Raw genomic sequence first — 25,987 nt, 5'->3', positions numbered from 1 at the left:
ATTCTATCCTATCTCTACATATAAGTTTCCCTATATGCTGACTATTTTAGCTACTAACTCACGACTAAAGTCACAAGTGTGCGTAGCTATTTTTTAATCAAATGTTTCTGAATCTTTATTTTCAGCTATTTTTACAACATCTAATATTGTATCTTCTTCTGTTGATATTAAGTTTTTGATATCTTTACTGTTTAACATTACTTTACTCTTAGGGTCTTCGTTTCTAGGTCTAATGTTGTGATTTGCTAAATCTATTATCCTTTGAGGAATTTTTTCATGGGGGGTCTTCATCAGCAAAAGTAAATGGTACACATACTTGAAAAATCATTAATACTGATATTACAAATGGTACAAGTTTTTTTAATTTCATAAGAACACCTCCTTGTTTATATAAATTATAATATAAATATTCAGAATTTTAAATCTTTTTCTAGAATAGATATATTTTTTGATATTTAATATATTATCATTAAATTTTATTACATATATTTGTAGTATTTTAGATACTCTTTGTACTTATGTTACTGATATACTTTGATTAAGAAAAATAAACCTTACATGAGTTGGTGATTATTTATGAAAAATATTTTAAAGACTTCTTTTCCCACTATGTTAGGTTTTTGTATTGTAGCCTTCTTATGAATTTATTTTTGCAAAAGAAATAAGCTTTAATAAAATTAAACTATTTACGTTTTTATTTGTGGAGGTGCTTATAAGTACTCTAATTCACATAATATTTTACTATTTAAATAAAAATAGATAAAGCTAAATGATTTTTTTAAAATTTTCACCTTAATAAATTATATTTTAAAGGAGGTCTTTTCTATGAAACTTTGGAATACCTATCTTATACTTATTGGAATAGGAATTATAATATTAACTACAATAATATCTTTAATTAAACCTAAAACTAGTTTTTGCAGTGAAAAATATTTTAATAAATTAGAATCAATGTATGGAAATATATATAGAAAAAGAATTGTTAAACTAGAAGTACTTTCTCGCTATGTAATGGGTCTTGAATATATAGTAATAGGTTTATTCACAAGAAAATTAGATATTACAATAATAGCAATGATATTAATAGCTATTATAACAACTCGGCTTGGCCTACCCATTTTCAAGCATTGCAACTATTTCAATTGGATTTTTAACTCACTATATCTGCAATAAGAAGCATCATATAAGTTAAGTAAGAGTGTCTTGAATGAGACTTCTCTTATCTTCTCCCCTTATTTTTTAATGTCAAATTCACCTAAATTCACTATATCAACAGTTTCAAATCTTTTTTCTTTTTTAATAGATAAAGAATCTTGTGGATTAACTGGAAAATGGAAATATATTTTTTCTTTTCCATTTTTTAGGTGTATGTCTATTCCCAAATTATCACTTACTTTTATTTTTTGTATAAAAAAATACCTACCTTTTGAGTAAGTACTTACTATATTCACCTCCCTTATCAATGTTGGGAGGATAATTTTTTGATACATGAACTCCACTCTATAAATTGTAGATTCCATCTTCTTGCTAAAAATATTATAACATATGTATTTACATGTTTTTCCTATATATTGTTTTTTATAATATTATTACATCCTTTTAATTTGAAAAACACCTACTATTTAAGTAAGTGTTTTTAGTATTTTTAATTTTAAATCCACATAGTTAATATAAAACAATCGAAGATACAGCTCTAAAAGCTGTTTGAAAAATATTTACATACCACATAGTTAATATAAAACTCGGATTTACAAAAGACATTATAAAAGATTTTAATATATTTACATACCACATAGTTAATATAAAACGTGTTGGTTGCTCCTGTGTTGGATTTACATACCACATAGTTAATATAAAACCGTCTAGATGTTATAATGTAATTAACAAATAAAACAATTTACATACCACATAGTTAATATAAAACCCGATATTCCTATAGTTGGTATTGATTTTAAACCTTATTTACATACCACATAGTTAATATAAAACGAAATATAAGGAGTATCAGATACAACATTCGTGGGATAATTTACATACCACATAGTTAATATAAAACTTCAGAACTTTTAGCAATGCAACAGGATGTAGCGTCATTTACATACCACATAGTTAATATAAAATTTTAAGGAGGTTTTGAATTTGATTTATTTTTATTCATTTACATACCACATAGTTAATATAAAATTCAACCAAGCAGTTAAAGTTGCAAACATCAATTTAATATTTACATACCACATAGTTAATATAAAATCTAGTTATCAAAGCTGCTTAAAGCTTTTTTTATAATATTTACATACCACATAGTTAATATAAAATTTGCAGATTTGTTAGGTCTTAGTTTATTTGGCTTTATTTACATACCACATAGTTAATATAAAATCCCAAAATAAACTTAGCATTTCCAATACTTACATATATACAACTCTCTTAAATTTGCAGTGCGCGGATAGTCGTGCAATTGATAACACTTATCATACACTCTCAATGCCTTATGTTTCAACTGTTAAACTATACTTAAACAGAAAAATCGCACGCTGCAAAACTCTTATATTTTTATTATATCATAAATAGATTATTTTTGAATATTTGTACCAATTTATAATTTAATAAAAATAAACATTTTTTTAATAAACTCTGAAAATTTTTTTCACTTGTTATAAAATATAATTAAGTAATTAATTCAAACTAACTCAAAGGATGGTGCTCTTATGGATACTAAGTCAGCCTTCATAAGAAAAAAATTAAAAACAGAAGAGATATAATAAAACATCAAAATCAAAGAGAACATTATCAGCACCTGAAGAACTAATAAGTTTATTAAAAGAAAAAAGCTAAAACAAAGCAAATTAAAATTACAAGGAATATTAAAAAATGAATTAGACCTAATATGTCTAAACTCTAAACTCAAACCTTAGACTCAAGCAAAATTTCGTATGCCTTTCAAAATATTATTAAAAAATAATAATCTTTGAGATATTAAATATACATGAATTAAAACATACAAATGCACGCTTAATTCTTCTAGATGGAACCAACTTAAAAATAATTTCTGAAAGATTAGGACATACAGATATAAAAATAACTATGAATAGATATTCTCACATTTTATATGAAATGGATAAAGAAGCATATGAGAATATAAGTAATCTTCTCTTTAAATAAGGTTCAATTTTATGTCAGTAAAATGTCAGTTAGCATTATATTTTTATTAAATATCAGCTAAATTCCAGTAGAATGTATCTTAGGAGATAATAGCAAACAACTGCATTTCACTACTATTTACTATTATATAATAGAATTTATATCTTAGATTTGATATAATACATATGGTAAAATTTTAATTTATAAAACCAAAATATGACCTACATATATTAAAATTAACAAATTTAAAACTAAGGAGACTTATATGTTAAAAGCAATAAAAGGAAATATAATTTTCACAAAAACTTCAGATGCTTTCACAGTATTTGAAAATAGTTACATTATACTAGACAAAGGTAAAGTAAAAGGAATCTTTAAAGAAATACCTAAAGAATATAAAAACACAGAAATAATAGATTACACTGACAAACTTATAATACCTGGCATGAATGACCTTCACTGTCATGCATCTCAATTTAAAAATCTAGGAATGGCTATGGATAAAGAACTTCTACCATGGCTCGAAACTTATACATTTCCAGAAGAATCAAATTATGCAGATATAGAATATGCAACAAAAATGTATAGAAAATTTGTGAAAGAAGTTTGGAAATCTGGAACTACAAGAATAACTGTATTTGCTACAGTACATAAAGAAGCGTCTATGAAACTTATGGATATATTCAAAGAGATTGGACTTGGAGCATACGTTGGTAAAGTAAATATGAATATGAATTGCTCTGACACCTTACTAGAAAATACTCATGATTCTATTACTGACACAGAAGAAATTATAAACAAATACAATGATACAGATTCTATTGTAAAACCAATCATAACCCCTAGATTTATACCAAGCTGTACAAGTGAACTTTTAAAAGGTTTGGGTGATTTATGTTTAAAGTATAATATTCCTATGCAATCACACTTATCTGAAAATCATGATGAAATCGAATGGGTTAAAAGTTTAGAACCTGAATCTAAATTTTATGGAGATGCTTATAATAGATATAATTTATTTGGTCAGACTCCTACACTAATGGCTCACTGTATTCATTGTTCTCAGGAAGAAATAGATTTAATGAGAGAAAATAATGTTATGGCAGTTCACTGCCCAGCTTCTAACTTTAATGTTGGTAGTGGAGCTATGCCTATTAGAAAATTAATTGATAATAATATTAAATTAGCTCTTGGTTCAGATATAAGTGGTGGGCATACTTTGTCAATATTTAAAGCCATAGTATCTGCAATACAATTATCTAAATTATATTGGGTAAATTCTGGTAAGAAGTGTAATTTCTTATCTTTATCTGAAGCTTTTTATATTGCAACAAAAAGTGGAGGAAGTTTCTTTGGAAAAGTTGGTAGTTTTGAAGAAGATTATGATTTTGATGCATTAATTATTGATGATTCAGATTTGAATCATGCCAATTATTCTATACTTGAAAGACTTGAAAGGTTTATCTATGTTGGTGATGATAGAAATATCATTCATAGATATGTATGTGGAAAATTAATTGAAGAGCCTAGTATAGAATTATAATAAAAATTTTAATTATATAAAATTTGTCCATATAATCCGTTTCATTTATATGACTACAATTAATAAAAGAGTGTATTTTAAAACTCAAAACTATAGGTTAAAATACACTCTTTTTAGCTTATTTATAGTATTAGTGAATGTAACATATTTTTACTAATACTATTTTCCTTAATATAATCCCCTCTTAGCATTTAAGATTATCTACATGTATCCAGATATTAAGCAGAATACCTATAGTTTTATAAAATTAATAACTCATTTTAGTAGGTAACCTTAAGCTCTACTTTTACTTTTGTTGTACGCTTTACATACACTAAATCTTAAGATTACCCATCCTATCTGCAACTTTATTTTCATAAATAATACTGATGGTATTAAAATAAGTAGTATTGGTTTTATAAGAATATCAAAATTATTAAATTGAAATAATCTATTGTAAAAAATAAAACTTATTACAATTATAACTGTAGCTGTCACAACCTCTATTGAATAGTCTGTTCATTTCATATCTTATTATTTTCAAATTATTCAAGATTTAATTACTCTCTTGTAAGATTATAAGCTTTCAAAAAGTCCTAATATTATATATTATTTTTCTTTATTTTTTATTTATATTAAAATTTTTAATAAATACTAAATTTTGTTTGTAAATATCTAGTAATTTTTGTGTTATTTTTATATAATATATATGTATAAATAATTTTGGAGGTTTTATCTAATGAGTGAATTTAAAAATGTTACTGCAGTAAAAAAGGCAAACGTTTATTTTGATGGTAAAGTAAGTAGTAGAGTAATAATATTTCCTAATGGAGAAAGAAAAACTTTAGGATTAATGTTACCTGGAGAATATACTTTTTCTACTAGAGAAGAAGAAATAATGGAAATGCTTGCTGGAAGTATGGATGTAAAATTACCTGGAAGTAATGAGTTTATAACTTATAAAGAAGGACAGAAGTTTAATGTTCCTAGTGATTCAAGTTTCGATTTAAAAGTTAATGAAGTTGTTGACTACTGTTGCTCATATATAGCTGATTAATAAACATACATATTCTTACATAAAATAAAACACATCTAAAAAGAGCAGTTCAATTAAAAACTGCTCTTTTTTATATATTCTTAAATTTAATTTAAATCTGGAACTATTGTATCTAATATCTCATCTAATACAAATAGCATTACTTTTATCATAATTGGCATTAATACTGCTAATGTTATAGTTATAAGAATTAAGTCTTTACTCAATGCTACAAATGAGAATAATCCACCTAAAAACAAAATTCCAATAACAAATGCAATAGTCATACTTACAATTAAAAATAGTCTTTCTTTATTAAATGGTAGACATTGTTGTCTTAATATTAAAAGACCACATACACCAGTTAATATCGCACACATTGTAGAAAATACGCTTGAACTATAACCTAAGTATTCAACTATGTTGTACACAATAATTACATTTACTGTTACACACAATGCTCCTGGTAAGGCATTTTTTAATATATTGAGTAAAAAATTTCCTGAAATTCTACTTTTATTTGCTTCAAGAGCTAAGAAGAATGATGGTATCCCCACTGTCACAGCTCCAATTAGTGATAATTGTATAGGCACAAATGGATACTGTCTACTAAAGAAGAATAATGTTAATATAGACAAGAAGAATGAGAAAATTGTCTTTACTAAAAATAAAGAAGATGCTCTTTGAATATTATTAATTATCTTTCTTCCTTCCATAACAACTTTTGGCATTGATGCAAAATTTGAGTCCAGTAATACTAAATTAGAAACATTTTTAGTAATATCACTTCCAGAAGCCATTGCTATACTACAATCAGCTTCTTTAAGTGCTAACACGTCATTTACACCATCTCCAGTCATAGCTACTGTATGATTTTGTTTTTTTAGTGCTAAAATCATTTGTTTTTTCTGTTGTGGACTTACCCTTCCAAAAACACTATATTTATCAACGGCTTCATATATATCTTCATCATTTTTAAGTGTTGTAGCATCAATAAAATTACTAGCCGTTTTAAGACCTGCTTTTCTAGCGACTTCACTTACTGTTATTGGATTGTCTCCAGATATAATTTTTATATCTACGCCCTCATTATAAAAAAATTCTAATGTCTCTTTAGCTTCATCTCTAATTTTGTCCAGTATCAATATAAAAGCTAGTGGTTTTATATCTTTAGGTATATTGTTTCCTTCCATACAAGAATTACTATGAGCTAAAACTATTACTCTATTACCTTTTTTAGAATATCTTTCAACCTCTGCTTTAAACTCTTTATATTTCTCCTTAAAAATAAACTCAAATGCTCCTAATAAATATGTCCCTTTATTTTCAAAGGATACTCCACTGTATTTTCTTTCTGATGAAAATGGAATTAAATTTTTAACTTTATATGTATCTAAAATATTGTATTTATCTCTTATTGCATTTAATGTCGCATTATCATCTTTGAGGGCATTACATATATTGCCCATTATATCATCAATATCTACTTTCTCTAGCATTACTACATCATCAACTTGCATTTTACCCTCTGTAATTGTACCTGTTTTATCAAGGCATAATGTATCGACTCTGGCAAGAGTTTCTACACAGTATAACTCCTGCACTAAAGTTTTATGACTTGCAAGCTTTATAGTTCCTACAGCTAGTGCAATACTTGTAAGTAGTGTCAACCCCTCTGGTATCATTCCATTTACAGCTGCCACAGTTCCTACTACAGATGTTGTTATAGAATCTCCATTTCCAAAATGTTGCTTTGCAAATAATATGATTCCTAGAGGAATAATTATTATACCTACAACTTTTAATATTGTATTTAATGAATTTCTAAGTTGAGAGTTATGTTTTCTAGAAACCTTAGCATCATTAGCTATCTTATTTGCATAGTTGTCTTTACCTATATTTTCAACTCTCACAAAAGCTTCTCCAGAAACTATAAAACTACCAGAATATAAGAAATCACCTTTGTTTTTTATAATAATATCAGATTCTCCTGTGATTAAAGACTCATTTACCTCTAATTTTCCATCTAAAACTTTTGAATCTGCACAAATTTGATTACCTGTTTTTAAAATCATAATATCATCTAGTACCAATTCTTGTACATCAATTTCTTTTTTCTCTCTTTCTCTTATAACAGATACCTTATTTGAGACTATGACAGATAGATTGTCCAGCAATCTTTTAGCTCTTATTTCTTGAATTACCCCTATAATAGTATTAATTACAGCAATAAATATAAATAGAGTATTCTTAAAAGAACCAACCGATACTAATAGACATACTAAAACAATATTTATTAAGTTAAAAAGTGTAAACACATTATCTTTAAGAATTTGTTTATATGTTTTAGTTTTTCCATTATCAAATACATTAATTAAATTATCATCTATTCTACTTTGAAGTTGTCTACTGCTTAACCCCATATTTATATCACAATTATACCTTTTTAAATTAATATTATCCATATTCTACTCCTTTCAACTTAACGATTTTTTTATACTTAAAGCTACAAATATATTATAAAAGTATCAATTTTTTTATTTTATTATTCTATAGTTTATATAATAAAATATAAATCTAAAGATTTAAATATTATAATTCTTAAGATTTCCTAAATTTTTATAAATTTCGATATATTTTAGTTAAGTTTCTCTTAATCTAAAAAGTAGATAAATTGTCCCAAAATAAATTCCTATAGAACCTATAAATATTGGTATTATAATCATTATCCTAACATTCTATATGGATGCTAACTTAATTTAAAACTTCAGTGCTAAATACCATACATATCAATACATAAAAAAGCTATCTAGACTATATTAAGTCAGATAGCTTTTTCTTATAAATACAACTTTCTTTATATTTATAATTTCTACTTTTAATTTTTTATCTTTGTGACCATGTAAGTATAGGTTTCTTTACTGCTCTTGCGTCATCCACTCTCTTAACTAAAGTATTATGTGGAGCAGTTTTCAATAGCTCTGGCTCTTCTTTTGCCTCTTTAGCAACATTTTTCATAGCTTCTATAAAACTATCTAATGTTTCAATGCTTTCACTTTCTGTAGGCTCTATCATAAGTGCTTCATTTATAATAAGAGGAAAATACATTGTTGGAGGATGGTATCCATAATCTAAAAGTCTCTTTGCTATATCGATAGTTTTTATATTTGCCTCTCCTCTTGGTAATCCACCTAATACAAACTCATGTTTACATAAAGTATCTATTGGTAAGATATAATCATCTTTTATACTCTCTTTGATATAATTAGCATTTAAAACTGCCATCTCACTTGCTTCTTTAAGACCATCTCTTCCCATAGTTAATATATACGTGTAAGCTCTTACAAGCACTCCAAAATTACCATAGAAGTTTTTAATTTTTCCAATAGATTTTTCTCTATCATAATTTAATACATACTTATCTTCTTGTTTCTCAATCACTGGTATTGGTAAAAAAGGTACCAATTCTTTTTTAACTCCAACAGGACCAGCTCCTGGACCTCCACCACCATGAGGAGTAGAAAAAGTCTTATGAAGATTAAGATGTACTACATCAAATCCCATATCTCCAGGTCTTGTTATTCCCATAATAGCATTCATATTTGCACCATCATAGTACAAAAGCCCTCCTGCTTCATGTACAAGGCTTGCTATTTCTTTTATATTTTTTTCAAACAATCCAAGAGTACTTGGGTTAGTAAGCATAAGAGCTGCTACTTCATCACTTAAGACTTCTTTTAATGCATCTATGTCTACAGCTCCATTTTTATCAGATGCTATCTGAATCACATCAAAGTTTGCCATAGCTGCACTTGCTGGATTTGTTCCATGTGCAGAATCAGGAATTATTACTTTAGTTCTCTTATGGTCTCCTCTGTTTTCATGGTATGCTTTTATAATCATTAACCCTGTAAATTCTCCATGTGAACCTGCTGAAGGTTGTAGTGTGACTTCATCCATACCTGTAATTTCTGCAAGTCTACTTGACAAATCATACATTAAAGAAAGAGAACCTTGTGCTGTATCTGAAGATTGGTATGGATGCATTCCTGTAAAGTTTGGAAGTGCTGCCATATCTTCATTTATTTTAGGGTTATATTTCATAGTACAAGAACCTAAAGGATAAAAACCTGTATCAACTCCAAAATTTTTATTCGATAATAGGGTATAATGTCTAACCAATTCTAATTCACCAACTTCTGGCAAATTCAATTCACTTCGTCTAACCATACTTTGGTCAATCATATCTTCTACTTTTATATCATCTATATCTAACTTTGGAAGTGAATATGCTTTTCTACCTTTTTTAGATATATCTATCAACAAACTATTATATTCTTTCATTATAATCCCTCCATTATTCCAACTAACTTATCTATTTCTTCTTTGCTTCTTTTCTCAGTCACACAAAGTAAAGTTGAATTTTTTAATTCTGGATAATTGTATTCTAAATTATAACCACCTAATATATTTTCTTCTAAAAGTTTATTATTTATAGTTTCTACATTAAGATTTCCTTGTACAGTAAATTCTTTGAAAAATTTACCTTTGAACATTGGCTTATATTTCCCAGTTTGTATAAGTTTATTATAAGCATAATGTGCTTTTTTCATGGATTGCATGCCAACTTCTTTAAAACCGTCTTTACCCATAGTAGCCATATATATTGAGGCTACAAGAGCATTTAAGGCTTGATTTGAACATATATTAGAAGTTGCTTTTTCTCTCCTTACATGTTGTTCTCTAGTTTGTAAAGTTAGTACATATGCAGTTTTACCTTCTGTATCTAAACTTTGCCCAACTATTCTTCCTGGCATTTTTCTTGTATACTTAGATTTGCTAGCCAAAAATCCTACATAAGGACCTCCAAAATTGATAGGATTTCCTAATGATTGAGCTTCTCCAACAACAATATCTGCTCCTATTTCACCTGGTGTCTTTAAAACACCTAATGATATTGGGTCAACACTCATAATTAACATAGCCTTATTTTCATGAGTTATTTTTTCTATTTCTTCCATTTCTTCAATAATTCCAAAGAAGTTAGGAGTCTGTATAAGAACACATGCTGTATCTTTATCTACTGAAGCTCTTAATTTTTCTATATCTGTAATTCCATATTCATTACAAAAATCAATTTCTACTATTTTACAATCTTTATATTGCAGATAAGTCTTTAGTACTGATAAAGTTTCAGGATGTGTAGTTTTTGATACTACTATTTTACTTTTTCTCGTCTGGTTCATAGCCATTATACATGCTTCTATTGCAGCAGTTGCCCCATCATACATTGATGCATTTGCAATTTCCATGCCAGTAATTTCTGCAATCATAGATTGGAACTCAAACACGACTTGTAAAGTCCCTTGACTTATTTCAGCTTGATATGGAGTATATGCTGTATAAAATTCAGATCTTGAAGTTATATGTTTTATAATTGATGGTATATAATGGTCATATGCACCAGCTCCAAGAAAACAAGTTAAATCTTCTAAACTTAAATTTTCTTCTGACAATCTTTTTACTATTTTACTTACTTCTAATTCAGATTTCCCACTTTCTAAATTCAAATCTCTTTTTAACTTTATTTCATCTGGTATATCTGAAAATAATTCATCAACTGAATTTAATCCTACTACCTTTAGCATTTTTGATTTATCTTCACTTGTGGCAGGTATATATGAAAATTTATTCTCTTCATTTGATATAGTATTATCTTTTTTATATTGCTTTTTGTAAAAAGGTTTCTTAACTATCATAGCAGGAACAACTTTTTTTCTTATTGCTATTCCTATTTCATTTCCTGATTTTGCATATTCAGAATCTATAATTCCCATGCCTAAAATTTTTCCTGTTGTTGGGGATGCACATCCTGTTGTTACAAAACCTACTGTTTTGTCACCAATCTTTATATCGTATCCATTTCTAGGCATCCCTTTACCTTGCATCTCAAATCCTATTAATTTTCTTTTAGCTCCACTTTCTTTTTCTTCTGATAAGATTGTTTTCCCAACAAAGCCTTCCTTGTTTGTTTTTACAAAAATTGATAAGCCTCCTTCAATTGGAGATATATGTTCATTTATTTCATGGCCATACAGAGGTAGAGCTGCTTCAAATCTCAAAGTATCTCTACAGCCTAAACCAGCAGGACATATGTCTTCTCCTCCAGCCTTTAAAACTTCATTCCAAATTATTCCTGTATGTTCGCTTTTACAATATATCTCAAATCCATCTTCTCCAGTATATCCTGTTCTTGAAACTAAACAAGTTAAACCACATATTTTTGTTGATGGAATTGACTTATAAAATTTTATTGATTTTAAATCTATATCTATGATTTTTTGAAGAATTTCTTCTGCTTTAGGCCCTTGAACTGCTAGTTGACTAACTTCATTAGAAACATTTTTTATATCTACATGGTATCCTTCACTTTGTTTTATTATCCATGCTACATCTTTATCTATATTCCCTGCATTTATTACTAATAAATAATCTTCTTCACCAAATTTATATATTAATAAATCGTCAACTACTCCTCCATTTTCATAACACATAGGTGTATATATAATGTCATTTATCTTTAATGTGCTTATATCATTTGTAACTAAATTTTGTATAAATTTTTCTGAATCTACACCTTTTATTTGTACCTCTCCCATATGAGATACATCAAATATACCTGCACTTTTTCTAACCATTTCATGCTCTTTATTTATTCCTTCATATTCTAAAGGCATTTCCCAGCCAGCAAATTCAACAAGTTTTGCTCCAAGCTCTTTGTGTATATTATACAAAGGTACTCTTTTCAATTCATTCATATATAACCCTCCCTATAAATTTAGACCCACTATATTTAAGTAATTTCGATATTATGTCCTGTACTTTTTCATAAAAAAAAGATATATCAGCATAGAAAATAATCCTAGCCTATATATCCCTGTTTGTATACCTGAAAGATTTAATAATTTAATATTATTTTGCTTCTTCGGTGACTTATAGTCTATTAACCTAAGTCTCTCCAGAGTCCCATCAATTAGCGATATATTTGCCTGAAAGTTTCTCTAAGAATTGGCATTTCTTAAATTGCTTCTTCGGCGCCTTTTTATATAAAGATCTCTCTCGCTAATCTCATTTGGAAATATTTATTTTCATTTTTATTGTATGAATATTTCAATTAAATGTCAACACATTATATTTATTTTTTTTTATGTATTAATTTTTTTGTTAAGTTTTTATTATCAATTATACTACTTTTATAATATTAACTTTTATACATATATGTTATATATTAATGTAAAATAATATATTTATTTAATTTATTACTAGCATGTCATATAAAACACTAAAAGTAAAGTTATATTGTAATTTACTATATTATGTTAAAGATATATTTATACATGCAATAGAATCGTTTGCAAATTTATCTTTGTGAAAAATAAGATTTTATCTTATTGACAAATATCTAAGAACTTATATGTAATTGTAATTTTAAACAACAAAAAAAGCACTCAATGTGCTTTTATATTTATTAATAAAATATCCTTAGAAATATATTCATATTATATTCGATTTATCAAAAAATAAAAACGGGATAGCCCACTCCGAAAGCCAGCAATCCCAGTTTTTTTCAGCACAACTAAGTACTGTAGAGTGCGGATGAAGGGAGTCGAACCCCCACGCCAATGGCGCTAGATCCTAAGTCTAGTGCGTCTGCCAATTCCGCCACATCCGCTTATCACTCTTTTATTTTACTATATTTCGCTATTATTTTCAATAACTTTTTAAAATTATCTAAAAACTAACAAAAGAATGATAATAAAAGGTGAAATTTATTTATATCTTTATTCTGCAAGTTCTATCTCTGCTTCATCAACTCTCTTACCAATTATTTGAATACCAACAAATACAGCAGCTATAGCTACTGGTAATACTATATATATTGGCAATCCTAATCCAGCTGGTATATATCCAAATACAATAGTGATTACTGCTGTAAATATAGCATATGGCATTTGAGTATTAACATGGTCTATATGATTACAACCAGCTCCCATTGAAGAAAGTATTGTTGTATCTGAAATCGGAGAACAGTGGTCTCCAAATATTGCACCTGTTAAGACTGCACTTGTACTCACTATTACATAAGACATATCAGGATTTAATGAGTAAGCTAGTGGTATTGCTAGTGGCATAAGTATACCCATTGTTCCATAAGCTGTTCCAGTAGCAAAAGATATTATTGCTCCTAAACCAAATATTAAACTTGGCAATAAGAATGGAGGTAGTGAACCTGATAATAAGTGTATCAAAAATTTAGCTGTACCTAATTCTTTTATTACTGAACTTAATGACCATGCAAGTATTAATATTACACCAGTTATTACTAAACTTTTCATACCATCTATCCAAACATCAATTGCTTCTGACACTGTAAAAATCTTCTTAACTACAGCCATTATAATAGCAACTAAACTTGCAACAAGTGCAGATTGGAATAATGCTCTAGATGCATCAGATGCACTAAATGCTTCTTTTATTGCTCCAAAAGAATATGGTGAATTTGTAAATAGTTGTATTAGAGCTTTATCTTCACCACCCATTATAGACGTATATCCACTATAATAGAATGATGCCAAAGCAACTATTATTAATGTTCCTATTGGGATTATAGCATTCCACACACTCAATTTTACTCCATTTTTTGGTGCTAAATCATCTAATTCTTCTACACCTTCATCAAGGTCTGTACCAACTTTTCTACTTCTAGATTTTATTTCTGCTTTTTTCATTGGCCCAAATTCTTTTAATAATAATGCTGATATTACAATAAATGCTAATATTAATATATTATAAAATCTAAATGGTATTGTATTTAAAAATATACCAAATGCATCAACATCTACACTTATACTTTCAAAAGCATCATGTATTAAACCAACTTCAAGACCTATCCATGTAGATATTATAGCTAATCCAGCAACTGGTGCTGCTGTAGCATCTATTATAAAGGCTAATTTTTCTCTTGATATTTTCATTTTATCTGCAACAGGTCTCATCATAGGACCTACTATTAATGAATTTGCATAATCATCAAAGAATACCAAAAGACCTAAAAACCATGTTATAATTTGTGTACCTTTCGCTGATTTCGCTCTTTTGGCAAGTGCCTCAGCTATAGCCTTAGCTCCTCCCATCTTTGCAACAAGATTTATAACCCCTCCAATTGCTAGAACTTGTAGTATTATCCCTGCATTCCACGGGTCTGATAACGATACCAAAGCTCTATCCACTAAGTCTAAAAATGCTTGTATGAATGTAGCAAACACGTTTATACCACTAGCTTTAATTATAAAACTCCCAGAAAGAATCCCTATAAGTAAAGAAATTATTACGTTTTTAGTTATGAATGCAAGTATTATAGCAACTAATGGTGGTATTAAAGTTAAGATTCCAAATTTTTCTGCATTAGCTAGTGCGATAGTGTCTATATCTTCCTCTGCAAAAACCATTACTGTTGACATTATAAACATAATTGTCGTCAGAAAAATAATATTAATTTTTTTGTTTCTCATATAAATCTCCCTCTCTTTTTTTAGTTTTGTGAATTATACAGGGTATTTGATAAAACTAAAAAAACCTTAAGTGCTAAACACTCAAGGCTTGAAAATTACAATACATCAACAATATTAAAATAAATATAATATAATTCCTTAAATGATAGCTCACCACAAATAAACCTGTGACAGTTGTACATATTTTCTATGTACCCCCAGCAATATAATCTTAAAGCATCGATTATAAAACTTCGGCAATATCTCCTTTCCTAATAAATCTCTGTGCTTAACTCATTATTAGTACTGATAGATTATTGCGCCTCTACCCTTCTATTCACTTTTATTAAGTATATTTTGAGTATATATTATTTATTTAAACTTTGCAAGTTAGTTTTTAAAATTCCTTTTTATTTTTTACATAAAATCCCAAACTTCTCTAATTATGTTTAATATACACTTCTATTAATATAAGATTGTCTTCTTTTTTAAATCTTCTAATTTAAAGGACTTTTTACATTATTGTCGAATTATAAAATTAATTGTACTAAAAATAACAAAAAAATTTTATCAATTATATGGAGGAATTACTTTAATGTTACTAATTTACAATGAAAAGACAAACCCTTACTTCAATTTAGCGATGGAAGAATATCTTCTAAAAAATTTTGACGAAGACTTATTTATTTTATGGAGGAATGAACCTTCTATAATTGTTGGAAAAAATCAAAATACACTTTCTGAAATAAATTTAGAATATATAAAAGAAAATTCTATACCTGTTGTTAGGAGACAATCTGGTGGTGGAGCTGTATTTCATGATTTAGGAAATATAAATTTTACATTCATAGCCTGCAATAATAATAGCTTTAGTGATTTCAGAAGATTCACTCAACCAATAATAGACTTACTTAAGACATTAGATGTAAACGCTGAATTTTCTGGAAGAAATGACCTTCTTATAGATGGTAAGAAGTTTTCTGGAAATGCTCAATACAACTACAAAAATAAGGTGATGCATCATGGTACACTGTTATTTTCATCTGAGATAAATGACCTTTCAAAAGCTCTAAAGGTAAAACCTATAAAATTTGAAGGAAAGGGCATAAAGTCTGTAAAATCTCGTGTAACTAATATAAGTGAACATCTACAATCTAAAATGGATATACTAGAATTTAAGGACGCAATAATGAATTATCTCTCTAAAACTAACACTGATAATACTAATTATTATTTAAGTGATTATGACATAGAACAAATAGAAAAACTTACTAAGTCAAAATATGAAACTTGGGATTGGAACTTTGGTAATTCCCCAAAATATACCCTTTCAAATGAGTTAAAATATTCTGGTGGAAATGTTGAGTTTAATCTAAATGTTGATAAGGGAATAATAACTACTATAAAATTTTTTGGAGACTTTTTTGGAAAACGTGATGTTTCATTTGTGGAAGATAAACTTGCTGGAACGAAACATGAAGAGAATGCTTTAAGGAATGTTTTAGATTCCATTGAAATAAATGATTATTTCTTAGGAGCTGACACTGATATTCTAATTTCTGGAATCTTAGGTGTTAAATAGAAATATTAAAAATTTTAAAATATTTATAAAATTATGTTTACATATGTAAAAAATCATGATAATATTTATAACATAATTAAAAATTGATACTTCTTATCCAGAGTGGTGAAGGGACTGGCCCTATGAAACCCAGCAACCAGTATATTTTTATATACATTGGTGCTAAATCCTGCAGTATTATACTGAAAGATGAGTCTAAATTAGCTTTTAAAGCCTGAGTTTAAACTCAGGCTTATTTTATTTTGCAGTGTGATAAAAGAGGGTATTTTATTTTTAACTAATCAATCATATTCAGGAGGGAATTTATATGAAATTCAAAAAATTATTAAGTTTATTATTATGTCTAGTTTTTACTTTATCTATAGTTGGATGTTCTAAAGGTAACGATGATAAAAAAATTGTTGTTGGCGCTACTTTAGTACCAGGTGGAGAATTATTAGAAGAATTAAAACCACTTATCGAAGAAAAAGGTTATACTTTGGAGGTTAAAAATTTTGATGACTACATACTTCCAAACGAAGCTTTAAATAACGGAGAAATTGATGCAAATCTATTCCAACATGAACCTTATCTAAAAGAAGCTGTTAAAGCTAAAGGATATAAAATAATGGCTGGAAAAAAACTATATGTATGCCCAGCAATCCTTTACTCTTACAAGATAAAATCTATTGATGAATTTAAAAAAGGAGATACAATCGCAATAAGTAACAACCCATCTTCTTGTTCTAAAGACCTTAGATACCTTGAAAGTATCGGACTTTTAACTTTACCTAAAGGTGATGGATTAGTTAGTCCTAAAGATATAATAGAAAATCCAAAAGGCATACAATTTAAAGAATTGGATATTGCTCAGATTCCATCTTCTCTTCCAGATGTAACTGCTGCATTTATAGATACTACATACGCAGTACCTGCTGGACTTGATGCTAAGAAAAATGGACTTTATACAGCACCTATAAATGATGAGTATGCAAATCTTTTGGCATTTAGAACTGAAGATAAAGATAGTGAAAAAATTAAAGTTCTACAAGATGTTCTTACATCAGATAAAGCAAGAAGTATAATTGAAGAGAAATATAAAGGCATTGTAATTCCTGTTTTCTAGTATATTTAGTATAATTTTAATATTATTATTCTAATCTTGTTGAATATTGACTTGTTAAGTGCTACCATTTAAGTAAATCTATGTTTATGGAGGAAAATTACTATGGCTATAGAATTAAAAAAGGGGCAAAAAATAAACCTTACAAAAAAAGAAAATAGTGATTTAGGTGAAATCTTAGTTAATTTAAATTGGAATCAAAAAATACAAAAAAAAGGTTTTTTTGGCTCTCTAAAAAGCAGTAATATAGATTTAGATTTAGGTTGCTTGTTTGAAATGAAAAATGGTGTAAAAGGTGCTGTACAGGCATTAGGTAATTCTTTTGGTAGTTTAGGACATCCGCCTTTTGCTCAATTAGATGGAGATGACAGAACAGGTAGCAATACACAAGGAGAAAACATAAGAATAAATGGTAATAAAATAAAAGAAATAAAAAGAATACTTATTTATGCTTTTATCTATGAAGGTGTAGCTAATTGGTCTGAGGCTGATGGAATTGTAACAATCAAACAGAAACAGGATTCAGATTTAGTTGTTAAACTTGATGAACATAAAAATGGCTATAATATGTGTTCAATAGCCTTGATAGAAAATGTAAATGATGAGACATTCAGTGTTGAAAAAGTAATTAAATACTTTAAAGGTCATAGAGAAATGGACAATGAGTTCCATTGGGGCTTAAAATGGGTTGCAGGAAGAAAATAAGTGTATTTATAAGGGACTATAAGTAAATTTACTTACAGTCCCTTTTTTCATTAAGTATTTACTTGATAACTATTATAAACACATTCTTTATCCAGTAGTTCCTCAAATTCTAACATGGGCATTGGTTTATAAAATACATATCCTTGAACTAAATCACATCCAATCTCCTTTAGAAACTCAACTTGCTCCTTATATTCAATACCTTCAGCAACAGTTGTAATATTCAATTCTTTTAGCATATGTATAATATTTTTTATTACTGTTCTTTCTTTTTCTTTGTCTAAACTAGCATTAAAAAACATAGAATCAAGCTTCAAAACATCAAATGGTAAATCTTTTAAGACACCTAAAGATGAGTAACCTTTTCCAAAGTCATCTAGAGAACAAGTAAATCCATTTTCATGTAAATCATGTATAATTTCCAAAAAGTGTTCTTGATTCTCAAAAGCAACACTCTCAGTAAATTCAATTTCTATAGTATTTCGGGGTATATTATATTTCTTTTGTATATTTGAGTAAGTTTCCACAAATTTAGTATTATAGAACTGTATTCTAGAAACATTAACTGATATCTGAACAAATGGTTTATTTTCATCTAATCTCTTTCTAATCCATATACAGACTTCTTCAAAAACATACTTATCTACTAAACCAATAAAAAAATCCTTTTCCAATATTGGAATAAATACTGCAGGAGATATAATCCCTTTATCTGGAGTCATCCAACGTACTAAAGCTTCTGCACAATCTATTTTTTGATTATGTAAATTAACTTTAGGTTGAAAATAAACTATAAATTCTTTATTTTCAATAGCTTCATGTATTCTACTTTTGATTGTATTTTCTTCAATCATTTTTTTACGAATATTTTCATTATAAAAAGCATAATTAGTCCCTGGTTTATTTTTAACAGTTTTTTGTGCAAAGTTTGCCCGATTTATTAAATCATCTATGTTTAGTTTTTCAATCACATCTTCAATACAACAAATTCCACTGACAATAGTGATACTATATTTGTTTTTAATTTCATTTGTAATATTAATTAGTTTATCATCTACAACTCTTTGCCTTATTACTAAATCTGACTTATCTACATAACATCTTAAAGCAATAAATCTATCTGCAATTTCTCTTGCGAATATCTCATATTTTCCAATATCATTCATCATAAGATTAGCATATCTTTTCAGTATCATATCTCCATAATCATATCCAAATATATCATTAACGTATTTAAAATTTTCAAAATCAATATAGAATATAGCAAATTTCTTATCTTTATATTTGTGAATATTTTGATTTGCATCTATCTTAAACTTTTCTATAGTATTTGCTCCTGTTAGCTCATCTTTATATGCAATGTTTTTTAAATCTACATTTAGTTTTTCCAAACTAATTAATTTTCTATTATATTGTATAATCAATATAATCCATGCTAACATACCTATAGTAGATATAATGATTATTAAAGTCATTAGATAATCACTTTTTTCTTTAGAGAAATTTTCTATCTCAAACACTGTACTATTTGCAAGATTAAAAAATTCTTCACTTATATCTAATAAATGATTATTCTCTTCATTCATCCTTACTTTTTCTATTTCAGTGTTTAAATCTTTCCACTTTTTTTCTAGTAAAAATAAGTACTCATTATATTTTTTGCAATCAGCGTCTACCAAACCGTACTTTCCATCCCCTGTAATCAATTCATGTAAAATCCCATCAATATAATCTCTCAACTCATCATTGGGTTTATTGTTCATTTCTAATTTGCTTAAACGCTGACTAGCTCCCCGAACAATGCCAACATAATTAATAAGTTTTCCATAGTCCCCAATATTATGAATCAATTTAATCGAAATGGAACTTATAGAAATTAATAAAATAAATAAGACTAAGATAGTTACCTTCAAAACTCTCTTCATAAAATACCCCTATCCTCTATGTTGTTTTTCATGTGTATAATCATTTTTCAAATAAGATGCATGAAATTCCAATAAAAACTTATATGCAGTTAAGATATAGAAATTTTTATTTTACATAGTTTATTTTTAGAATTATATCCATTTACAAAAACGTTTTTTATATAGAAATTCTTATTTTCAAATATAGTTATCTTACTTTTAGTTGTAAAACATAGCTTAAAACTATATAATTGCGACAACATACATCTATATAGTTCAATTATATTTAAAAATTATTCTTTTTGTCCAGTATAACTTTGTATTTTATTATATTTTGAATAGATTTATATTGTAATTAAGATTATTATTTAAATCATAAAAAATCAGCCACTTAAAGTGGCTGATTAAATAAGTAATAAATAAAACATGTTTATTGTAAATAATAGATTTACTTATTAACTGCTTGTGATGCATCATCTATCATTTTATTTAAAGAAGTTAGACCTCCATCATTCACATACCATGTTGGTGAATCCAGATAGATTATATTATCATTTTTATATGCATCCATAGATTTTATTATATCATTATTTAAAACAGACTTTGCTGTTGAACCCTCTTTTACATCACTACCTGTAGCTATTCCTCTATCTATAACAAACATAACTTCTGGATTTTGTTTAGCTATATACTCAAAAGTAATATTTTGACCATGACTTGATTCTTTTATATTTTTATCTTTATTTTCAAATCCAAAACTATTGTATAATATACTAAATCTTGATTCTTCCCCAAATACACTTAAATTACCTTCATTTACCATTAGGGTTAAAGCATTTAAGTTTTTTTCTTTTACTTTTTTATTTAAAGTCTCTATCTTCTTTTCAATTTTACTAAATTCTTGATTAGCTTTTTCTTCCACTCCAAATATTTTTCCTATTTTATCTATATTATTTTTAACAGAATCCAAATACTTCTTATCATCTTTACTTGTACTTATTGTTGGTGCTATTTTCGATAATTGCTCATAAAAATCTTCTTGTCTTCCATTTATTATAATTAAATCTGGATTTGCTGATTTTATACCTTCTAAGTCTGGTTCTTTCAATCCTCCTAAATCTGCATATTTTTCATCTTTATATTTTTCTAAAGATGTTGGCAAACTTGATTTTGGAAGTCCTACTAAGCTCTCTCCTACTCCTAACGTATCCATTGTATCTAGAGCTGAATAATCAAATACTACTACCTTCTTAGGATTTAGCTTTACATCTGTTTCTCCCAAACTATGAGTTATCTTTACAGTATCATTTGAATTATCTGATGTCTTAGATTCATTTTTTTTGCCTCCACCTAATGCAAATACTGTCACCAATACTACTATTACCACTGTGGCTACTATTGCTACTTTTTTATTCATGCTGATATCTCCCTCTTTCTTATTGATGTCTATTTTAATTTAAATTTTTATAAAATTCGTTTGTTTTTATATAATACTTTGAATTTTATAGATGATTCGTTAAAAATAAATACAAATTCGATTTCCATTTATATTTTTAATATTGAAATTCATCTCATAAATATCTTCTAAAACTTTTTCATTGACTATCTCATCTGTACGACCTACCTTCTCTATTTTTCCATTTTTTAATGCAACTATATTATCTGAATAGCATGATGCGAAGTTTATATCATGCATTACTAACACTATAGTCTTATCTAGGTCATCACAAAGGTCTCTAAGCACTTTCATCATCTGAACTGAATGATTCATATCTAAATTATTAAGTGGTTCATCAAGCAATATATACTCTGTATCTTGGGCTATTACCATTGCTATATAGGCTCTTTGTCTCTGACCTCCACTCAACTCATCTAGATATTTATGTTGTATATCAGTCAATTTCATATATTCTATCGCTTCGTCAATATACTTCTCATCCTCTTTAGTTAGATTTCCTTCACTATACGGAAATCTTCCAAACCCAACCAATTCCCTTATTGTGAGCCTTAAAGTTATATTATTAGATTGTTTAAGAATAGCTATTTTTTTAGCTAATTCCTTGTTAGTGTAGCTAGCTAAGTTTTTCCCTTCTATTATTACTTCGCCACTATCACCACCTATAAGCCTTGTTACTATTGATAATACAGTACTTTTCCCAGCTCCATTTGGTCCTATAAAAGAAGTTATCTTTCCTTTCTCTATATTAAAAGAAACATCTTCTACAACATTTTTGTTCTTATATTTTTTAAATATATTTCTTATTTCTATCACTTATTTGCCCCCTTTAACAATAACTGAATAAAGTAAATTCCTCCTATGAAATTTATTACTACACTCAAAGTAGTATCAAATTTAAATACATGTTGTATAAAAAATTGACCAATTATTAATGTAATCATGCCTATTAGCATAGAACCAAAAATTAAATATGTATGCTTATACGTTTTAAAAACTTCTCTAGATATATTAGCAAGTAAAAGCCCTAAAAATGTCATTGGACCAATAAGTGCTGTTGATATTGAAACTAAAATTGCTATTACTATTATCATTTTTTTAACTACTTTATCAAAATCTACACCTAAATTAATTGATTGCTCTCTACCCAATGATAATACATCTAAATACTTTATTTCGTCATATATAAAAGGTATCATGGCAATAATTATTATAAATGCTATTAAAAGTACATTAGTATTTATATTATTTAAACTGGCCATTATACTAGTTTGTAAAGCTAGAAATTCATTTGGGTCTATCATTACTTGAATAAAGGTTGTTGCACTTTTAAATAAGGTTCCAAATATCATACCTACTAGGACTAAAAAGAAAATATTATTTTTATTTTTTTCAAATAATATCTTATATAATAACATTGATGCTCCAATCATCACAGCAACATTTACAATAAAATTATAATTTTCATTAATAATCAAACTGCTAGTTGAACCAAATATGAATACTATTATAGTTTGAATCATTACATATAATGAATCCAATCCTAATACGCTTGGTGTTAGTATTTGATTGTTTGTAATTGTTTGAAACACTACAGTAGTAAATGCTATACACCCTCCACCTAATATCATAGCAAGTATTTTTGGTATTCTTTGTGATAGTGCATAATCTATATTATTCATATCTATTCCATAAATTGTAAAAATCACTATTGATATTAATAGTAATATACTAATGAAATAAATTTTCTTATTAAGACTAAGCTTCATTTACATTCCTCCTTAGTATCAAATAAAGGAATAGTATACTTCCTATGACTCCAACTGTAAGTCCTATAGATATTTCATATGGATAAATAATTATCCTTCCAAAAATATCGCATATAAGCACAAATATAGCTCCAAATAAACCAGTATACCATATGTTTGCTCTTATATTATCACCCATATATAAGGACACAATGTTTGGAACTATTAGACCTATAAAAGGTATATTACCAGCTGTAACGACTACACATACTGTGACAAGGGCCACTATTACCAAACCTATATTAACAACCTTTTTGTAGCTCAACCCTAAGTTTGTTGCAAAATCTATGCCCATGCCAACAACAGTAAATTTATTTGCATAGACATATGCTAATATTATAAGAGGTATTGTGATGTATAATATCTCATAATTTCCTTTAAGTATCATAGAAAAGTCACCTTGCATCCAAGAACTTACATTTTGACTCAAATCGTATTTATATGCAATAAAATCTGTCATAGAGCCTATTATATTTCCAAACATTATACCTACTAATGGTACGAAAATTATATTTTTAAATTGTAATCTGCTTATTATTTTCATAAACATAAAAGTCCCTATAAGAGAAAATACAAATGCTATTATGGTCTTTGTAAGAATAGACGCAGTTGGTATTAAAAGCATACAAATTACTATACCAAATTGAGCTGCATCTATTGTAGCCCCTGTTGTAGGTGATACAAATTTATTTTTACTTATCTGTTGCATTATAAGACCTGCTATACTCATCCCTACACCTGCAATCAATATACTTATCAATCTTGGTATCCTACTCATAACAAATACCATAAGTTTATGTTGATTTTTTGCAAATAGATGCATTATATTTATATCTTCAGCTCCTATAAATAAAGAAAAATAAGACAAAATTATTATTCCTATGACTAAATACCTTTTTTTCATTCTCCCTCCTTAAAAACTTTTCTTTTTTTAAAATGATAATTATTATCATTTTTTACTTTTACAGTTTATCAATAATAATTATCATTGTCAATAGATATATATATTTTTTTGTTTTACATATAAAAAATGTTACTAGAATTGAAACTTCTAGTAACATTAAAATTTAATTTAATAAAATAAATTATAAATGCTAATTTAAATATGTATGTGTTACATTAAATATAATAAATATCTTATACGTTTAAGCTATTCATTATATTATTTTAATATATCTTTAAAGAGTCTATAAAAATTACCACTAGAAATTGAATCTATATCTCTTTTTTTATAACCTCTATTTTCAAGTTCTACTATTATATTATGTGCTGTATGTGTACTTTCAAGACCATCTACACTTGGAATACTGGCATTTTCAGTAAAAGAACCTATAGTTTCTGTCCCCAAGTAGTCACTAAAGTCAAACCCAAAAGATACATGTTCTATACCTATAAGATTTACCATATAGTCTATATGGTCAACTAAGTGCATCAAATCTTGTTTTTTGGGATTACTATTAGTAAATCCTCTAAAACTATTTATTCCTACTAATCCACCTGTCTTTGAAATTTCTTTTAATTGAGCATCTGTAAGATTTCTTTTAGCATCACATAGATTTCTTGCGTTAGAATGAGAAGCTATTACTGGCTTACTTACAATAGACATCAAATCCCAAAATGACTTGTCATTCAAATGTGACACATCCACAATCATGCCCAATTCTTCCATCTTATTTACTGCTTTTTTCCCTATTTCAGTTAAACCTCTGTTCTTATCTCCTAAACATCCTGTCGCAAGTTCATTTTGCTCATTCCAAGTTAACGATGCATGTCTTGCTCCAACTTCCTTGTAAAAATAATCTATTAAATCTATATTTTTTCCAATATGACTTAATCCTTCTATTCCAATTAAAATATTTATTTTATTTTCACTTATACCTTTACTTATATCAGAATATTTTTTTACTATATTTACAATATCTTTCATATCTTCAATTTCATCTTTTATGGAATTTACAATTTGTTTAACTCTTTTTTCAGGTTCCTTATCATATGGAGGGTCTATCCATATTACAAAAATAGCTCCTTCTATATTTGCCCTTTTAAAATTATCAAGATGAATTCTTCTAAATACATCTTTCTCCCCGTTAAGTCTTCTTATTGTTACATCTGCCCAAGTATCTGAATGTCCATCGAAAATCATAACAACCTCCAGTTAAATAAAAATCTTTATCAAAATA

The 25,987-nt window shown here is 27.4% G+C and carries 18 protein-coding genes, 1 tRNA gene, 1 CRISPR repeat array and 3 riboswitches; of the genes, 6 read left to right on the top strand and 13 right to left on the bottom strand.

Annotated elements, in window-relative coordinates; translation table 11 throughout:
• Positions 1 to 93: 93 nt before the first annotated feature.
• Positions 94 to 291, bottom strand: coding sequence for a hypothetical protein (locus Q3287_RS11320; protein ID WP_147628927.1), 198 nt, complete (start codon positions 289 to 291; stop codon positions 94 to 96).
• Between the two features lie 534 nt (positions 292 to 825).
• Between Q3287_RS11320 and Q3287_RS11315 the strand changes: the two genes are divergently transcribed.
• Positions 826 to 1,173, top strand: a complete 348-nt coding sequence (locus Q3287_RS11315; protein WP_227832302.1) for a hypothetical protein — start codon at positions 826 to 828, stop codon at positions 1,171 to 1,173.
• A 59-nt stretch (positions 1,174 to 1,232) separates the two neighbouring features.
• Here Q3287_RS11315 and Q3287_RS11310 read toward each other — a convergent pair whose 3' ends face one another.
• Complete coding sequence (locus Q3287_RS11310) at positions 1,233 to 1,451, bottom strand: hypothetical protein (protein ID WP_407964101.1); 219 nt, start codon at positions 1,449 to 1,451, stop codon at positions 1,233 to 1,235.
• Positions 1,452 to 1,648: 197 nt separating this feature from the next.
• Positions 1,649 to 2,380: a CRISPR direct-repeat array (repeat unit 29 nt; unit sequence ATTTACATACCACATAGTTAATATAAAAC).
• A gap of 1,026 nt (positions 2,381 to 3,406) precedes the next feature.
• Here Q3287_RS11310 and Q3287_RS11305 point away from each other — a divergent pair.
• Both Q3287_RS11305 and Q3287_RS11300 read left to right on the top strand, forming a co-directional pair.
• A complete protein-coding gene (locus Q3287_RS11305) occupies positions 3,407 to 4,684 on the top strand; it encodes an amidohydrolase family protein (protein WP_054270139.1) in 1,278 nt (425 codons plus the stop codon).
• A gap of 718 nt (positions 4,685 to 5,402) precedes the next feature.
• A complete protein-coding gene (locus tag Q3287_RS11300) occupies positions 5,403 to 5,720 on the top strand; it encodes a pyrimidine/purine nucleoside phosphorylase (protein WP_054270138.1) in 318 nt (105 codons plus the stop codon).
• 86 nt (positions 5,721 to 5,806) lie between these two features.
• Here Q3287_RS11300 and Q3287_RS11295 read toward each other — a convergent pair whose 3' ends face one another.
• The 5 genes from Q3287_RS11295 to Q3287_RS11275 all read right to left on the bottom strand — a co-directional run bounded on the left by Q3287_RS11295 (position 5,807) and on the right by Q3287_RS11275 (position 15,271).
• Entirely contained in the window at positions 5,807 to 8,164 is a 2,358-nt protein-coding gene (locus tag Q3287_RS11295; RefSeq protein WP_054276595.1) for an HAD-IC family P-type ATPase, read from the bottom strand.
• 421 nt (positions 8,165 to 8,585) lie between these two features.
• Positions 8,586 to 10,043 (bottom strand): aminomethyl-transferring glycine dehydrogenase subunit GcvPB, encoded by a 1,458-nt coding sequence (gene gcvPB, locus Q3287_RS11290; protein ID WP_407964100.1) that lies wholly within the window; start codon positions 10,041 to 10,043, stop codon positions 8,586 to 8,588.
• Positions 10,043 to 12,517, bottom strand: a complete 2,475-nt coding sequence (gene gcvPA, locus Q3287_RS11285) for an aminomethyl-transferring glycine dehydrogenase subunit GcvPA (RefSeq protein WP_407964099.1) — start codon at positions 12,515 to 12,517, stop codon at positions 10,043 to 10,045. The genes gcvPB and gcvPA overlap by 1 nt, the downstream gene beginning before the upstream one ends.
• A gap of 209 nt (positions 12,518 to 12,726) precedes the next feature.
• A riboswitch (glycine riboswitch) is annotated at positions 12,727 to 12,831 on the bottom strand.
• A 519-nt stretch (positions 12,832 to 13,350) separates the two neighbouring features.
• Positions 13,351 to 13,431: transfer RNA gene (locus Q3287_RS11280), tRNA-Leu, on the bottom strand.
• Positions 13,432 to 13,540: 109 nt separating this feature from the next.
• Entirely contained in the window at positions 13,541 to 15,271 is a 1,731-nt protein-coding gene (locus Q3287_RS11275) for a Na+/H+ antiporter NhaC family protein (RefSeq protein WP_054270135.1), read from the bottom strand.
• A gap of 138 nt (positions 15,272 to 15,409) precedes the next feature.
• A riboswitch (Lysine riboswitch) is annotated at positions 15,410 to 15,586 on the bottom strand.
• A gap of 259 nt (positions 15,587 to 15,845) precedes the next feature.
• Between Q3287_RS11275 and Q3287_RS11270 the strand changes: the two genes are divergently transcribed.
• From Q3287_RS11270 to Q3287_RS11260, 3 genes are all read left to right on the top strand, one after another.
• On the top strand, positions 15,846 to 16,832 hold the full coding sequence (locus Q3287_RS11270) for a lipoate--protein ligase (protein ID WP_054276593.1): 987 nt from the start codon (positions 15,846 to 15,848) through the stop codon (positions 16,830 to 16,832).
• A gap of 90 nt (positions 16,833 to 16,922) precedes the next feature.
• Positions 16,923 to 17,028, top strand: a riboswitch (SAM riboswitch).
• Positions 17,029 to 17,139: 111 nt separating this feature from the next.
• Positions 17,140 to 17,937: a MetQ/NlpA family ABC transporter substrate-binding protein gene (locus Q3287_RS11265; protein WP_054270133.1), complete on the top strand. Its 798-nt coding sequence runs from the start codon at positions 17,140 to 17,142 to the stop codon at positions 17,935 to 17,937.
• Positions 17,938 to 18,039: 102 nt separating this feature from the next.
• The gene (locus Q3287_RS11260) at positions 18,040 to 18,639 is read left to right on the top strand and encodes a TerD family protein (protein WP_054270132.1); all 600 of its coding nucleotides are present in this window, start codon (positions 18,040 to 18,042) and stop codon (positions 18,637 to 18,639) included.
• A gap of 50 nt (positions 18,640 to 18,689) precedes the next feature.
• On the opposite strand, the gene Q3287_RS11255 is transcribed toward Q3287_RS11260, so the two are convergent.
• The 6 genes from Q3287_RS11255 to Q3287_RS11230 all read right to left on the bottom strand — a co-directional run bounded on the left by Q3287_RS11255 (position 18,690) and on the right by Q3287_RS11230 (position 25,950).
• Entirely contained in the window at positions 18,690 to 20,564 is a 1,875-nt protein-coding gene (locus tag Q3287_RS11255; RefSeq protein ID WP_054276592.1) for a bifunctional diguanylate cyclase/phosphodiesterase, read from the bottom strand.
• 427 nt (positions 20,565 to 20,991) lie between these two features.
• Positions 20,992 to 21,960 carry a siderophore ABC transporter substrate-binding protein gene (locus tag Q3287_RS11250; RefSeq protein ID WP_231301332.1) on the bottom strand — a complete coding sequence of 323 codons (969 nt, stop codon included), beginning with the start codon at positions 21,958 to 21,960 and terminating at the stop codon, positions 20,992 to 20,994.
• A gap of 99 nt (positions 21,961 to 22,059) precedes the next feature.
• Complete coding sequence (locus Q3287_RS11245; RefSeq protein WP_054270129.1) at positions 22,060 to 22,815, bottom strand: ABC transporter ATP-binding protein; 756 nt, start codon at positions 22,813 to 22,815, stop codon at positions 22,060 to 22,062.
• Positions 22,812 to 23,768 carry an iron chelate uptake ABC transporter family permease subunit gene (locus Q3287_RS11240; protein ID WP_054270128.1) on the bottom strand — a complete coding sequence of 319 codons (957 nt, stop codon included), beginning with the start codon at positions 23,766 to 23,768 and terminating at the stop codon, positions 22,812 to 22,814. The genes Q3287_RS11245 and Q3287_RS11240 overlap by 4 nt, the downstream gene beginning before the upstream one ends.
• Entirely contained in the window at positions 23,758 to 24,711 is a 954-nt protein-coding gene (locus Q3287_RS11235) for an iron chelate uptake ABC transporter family permease subunit (RefSeq protein ID WP_223195536.1), read from the bottom strand. The genes Q3287_RS11240 and Q3287_RS11235 overlap by 11 nt, the downstream gene beginning before the upstream one ends.
• A gap of 258 nt (positions 24,712 to 24,969) precedes the next feature.
• Positions 24,970 to 25,950, bottom strand: a complete 981-nt coding sequence (locus Q3287_RS11230) for a dipeptidase (protein WP_407964098.1) — start codon at positions 25,948 to 25,950, stop codon at positions 24,970 to 24,972.
• Positions 25,951 to 25,987: the final 37 nt, after the last annotated feature.

The organism is Clostridioides sp. GD02404 (assembly GCF_045898275.1).
Lineage (GTDB): Bacteria > Bacillota > Clostridia > Peptostreptococcales > Peptostreptococcaceae > Clostridioides > Clostridioides difficile_A.
This window is presented reverse-complemented; position numbering and strand designations above follow the sequence as displayed.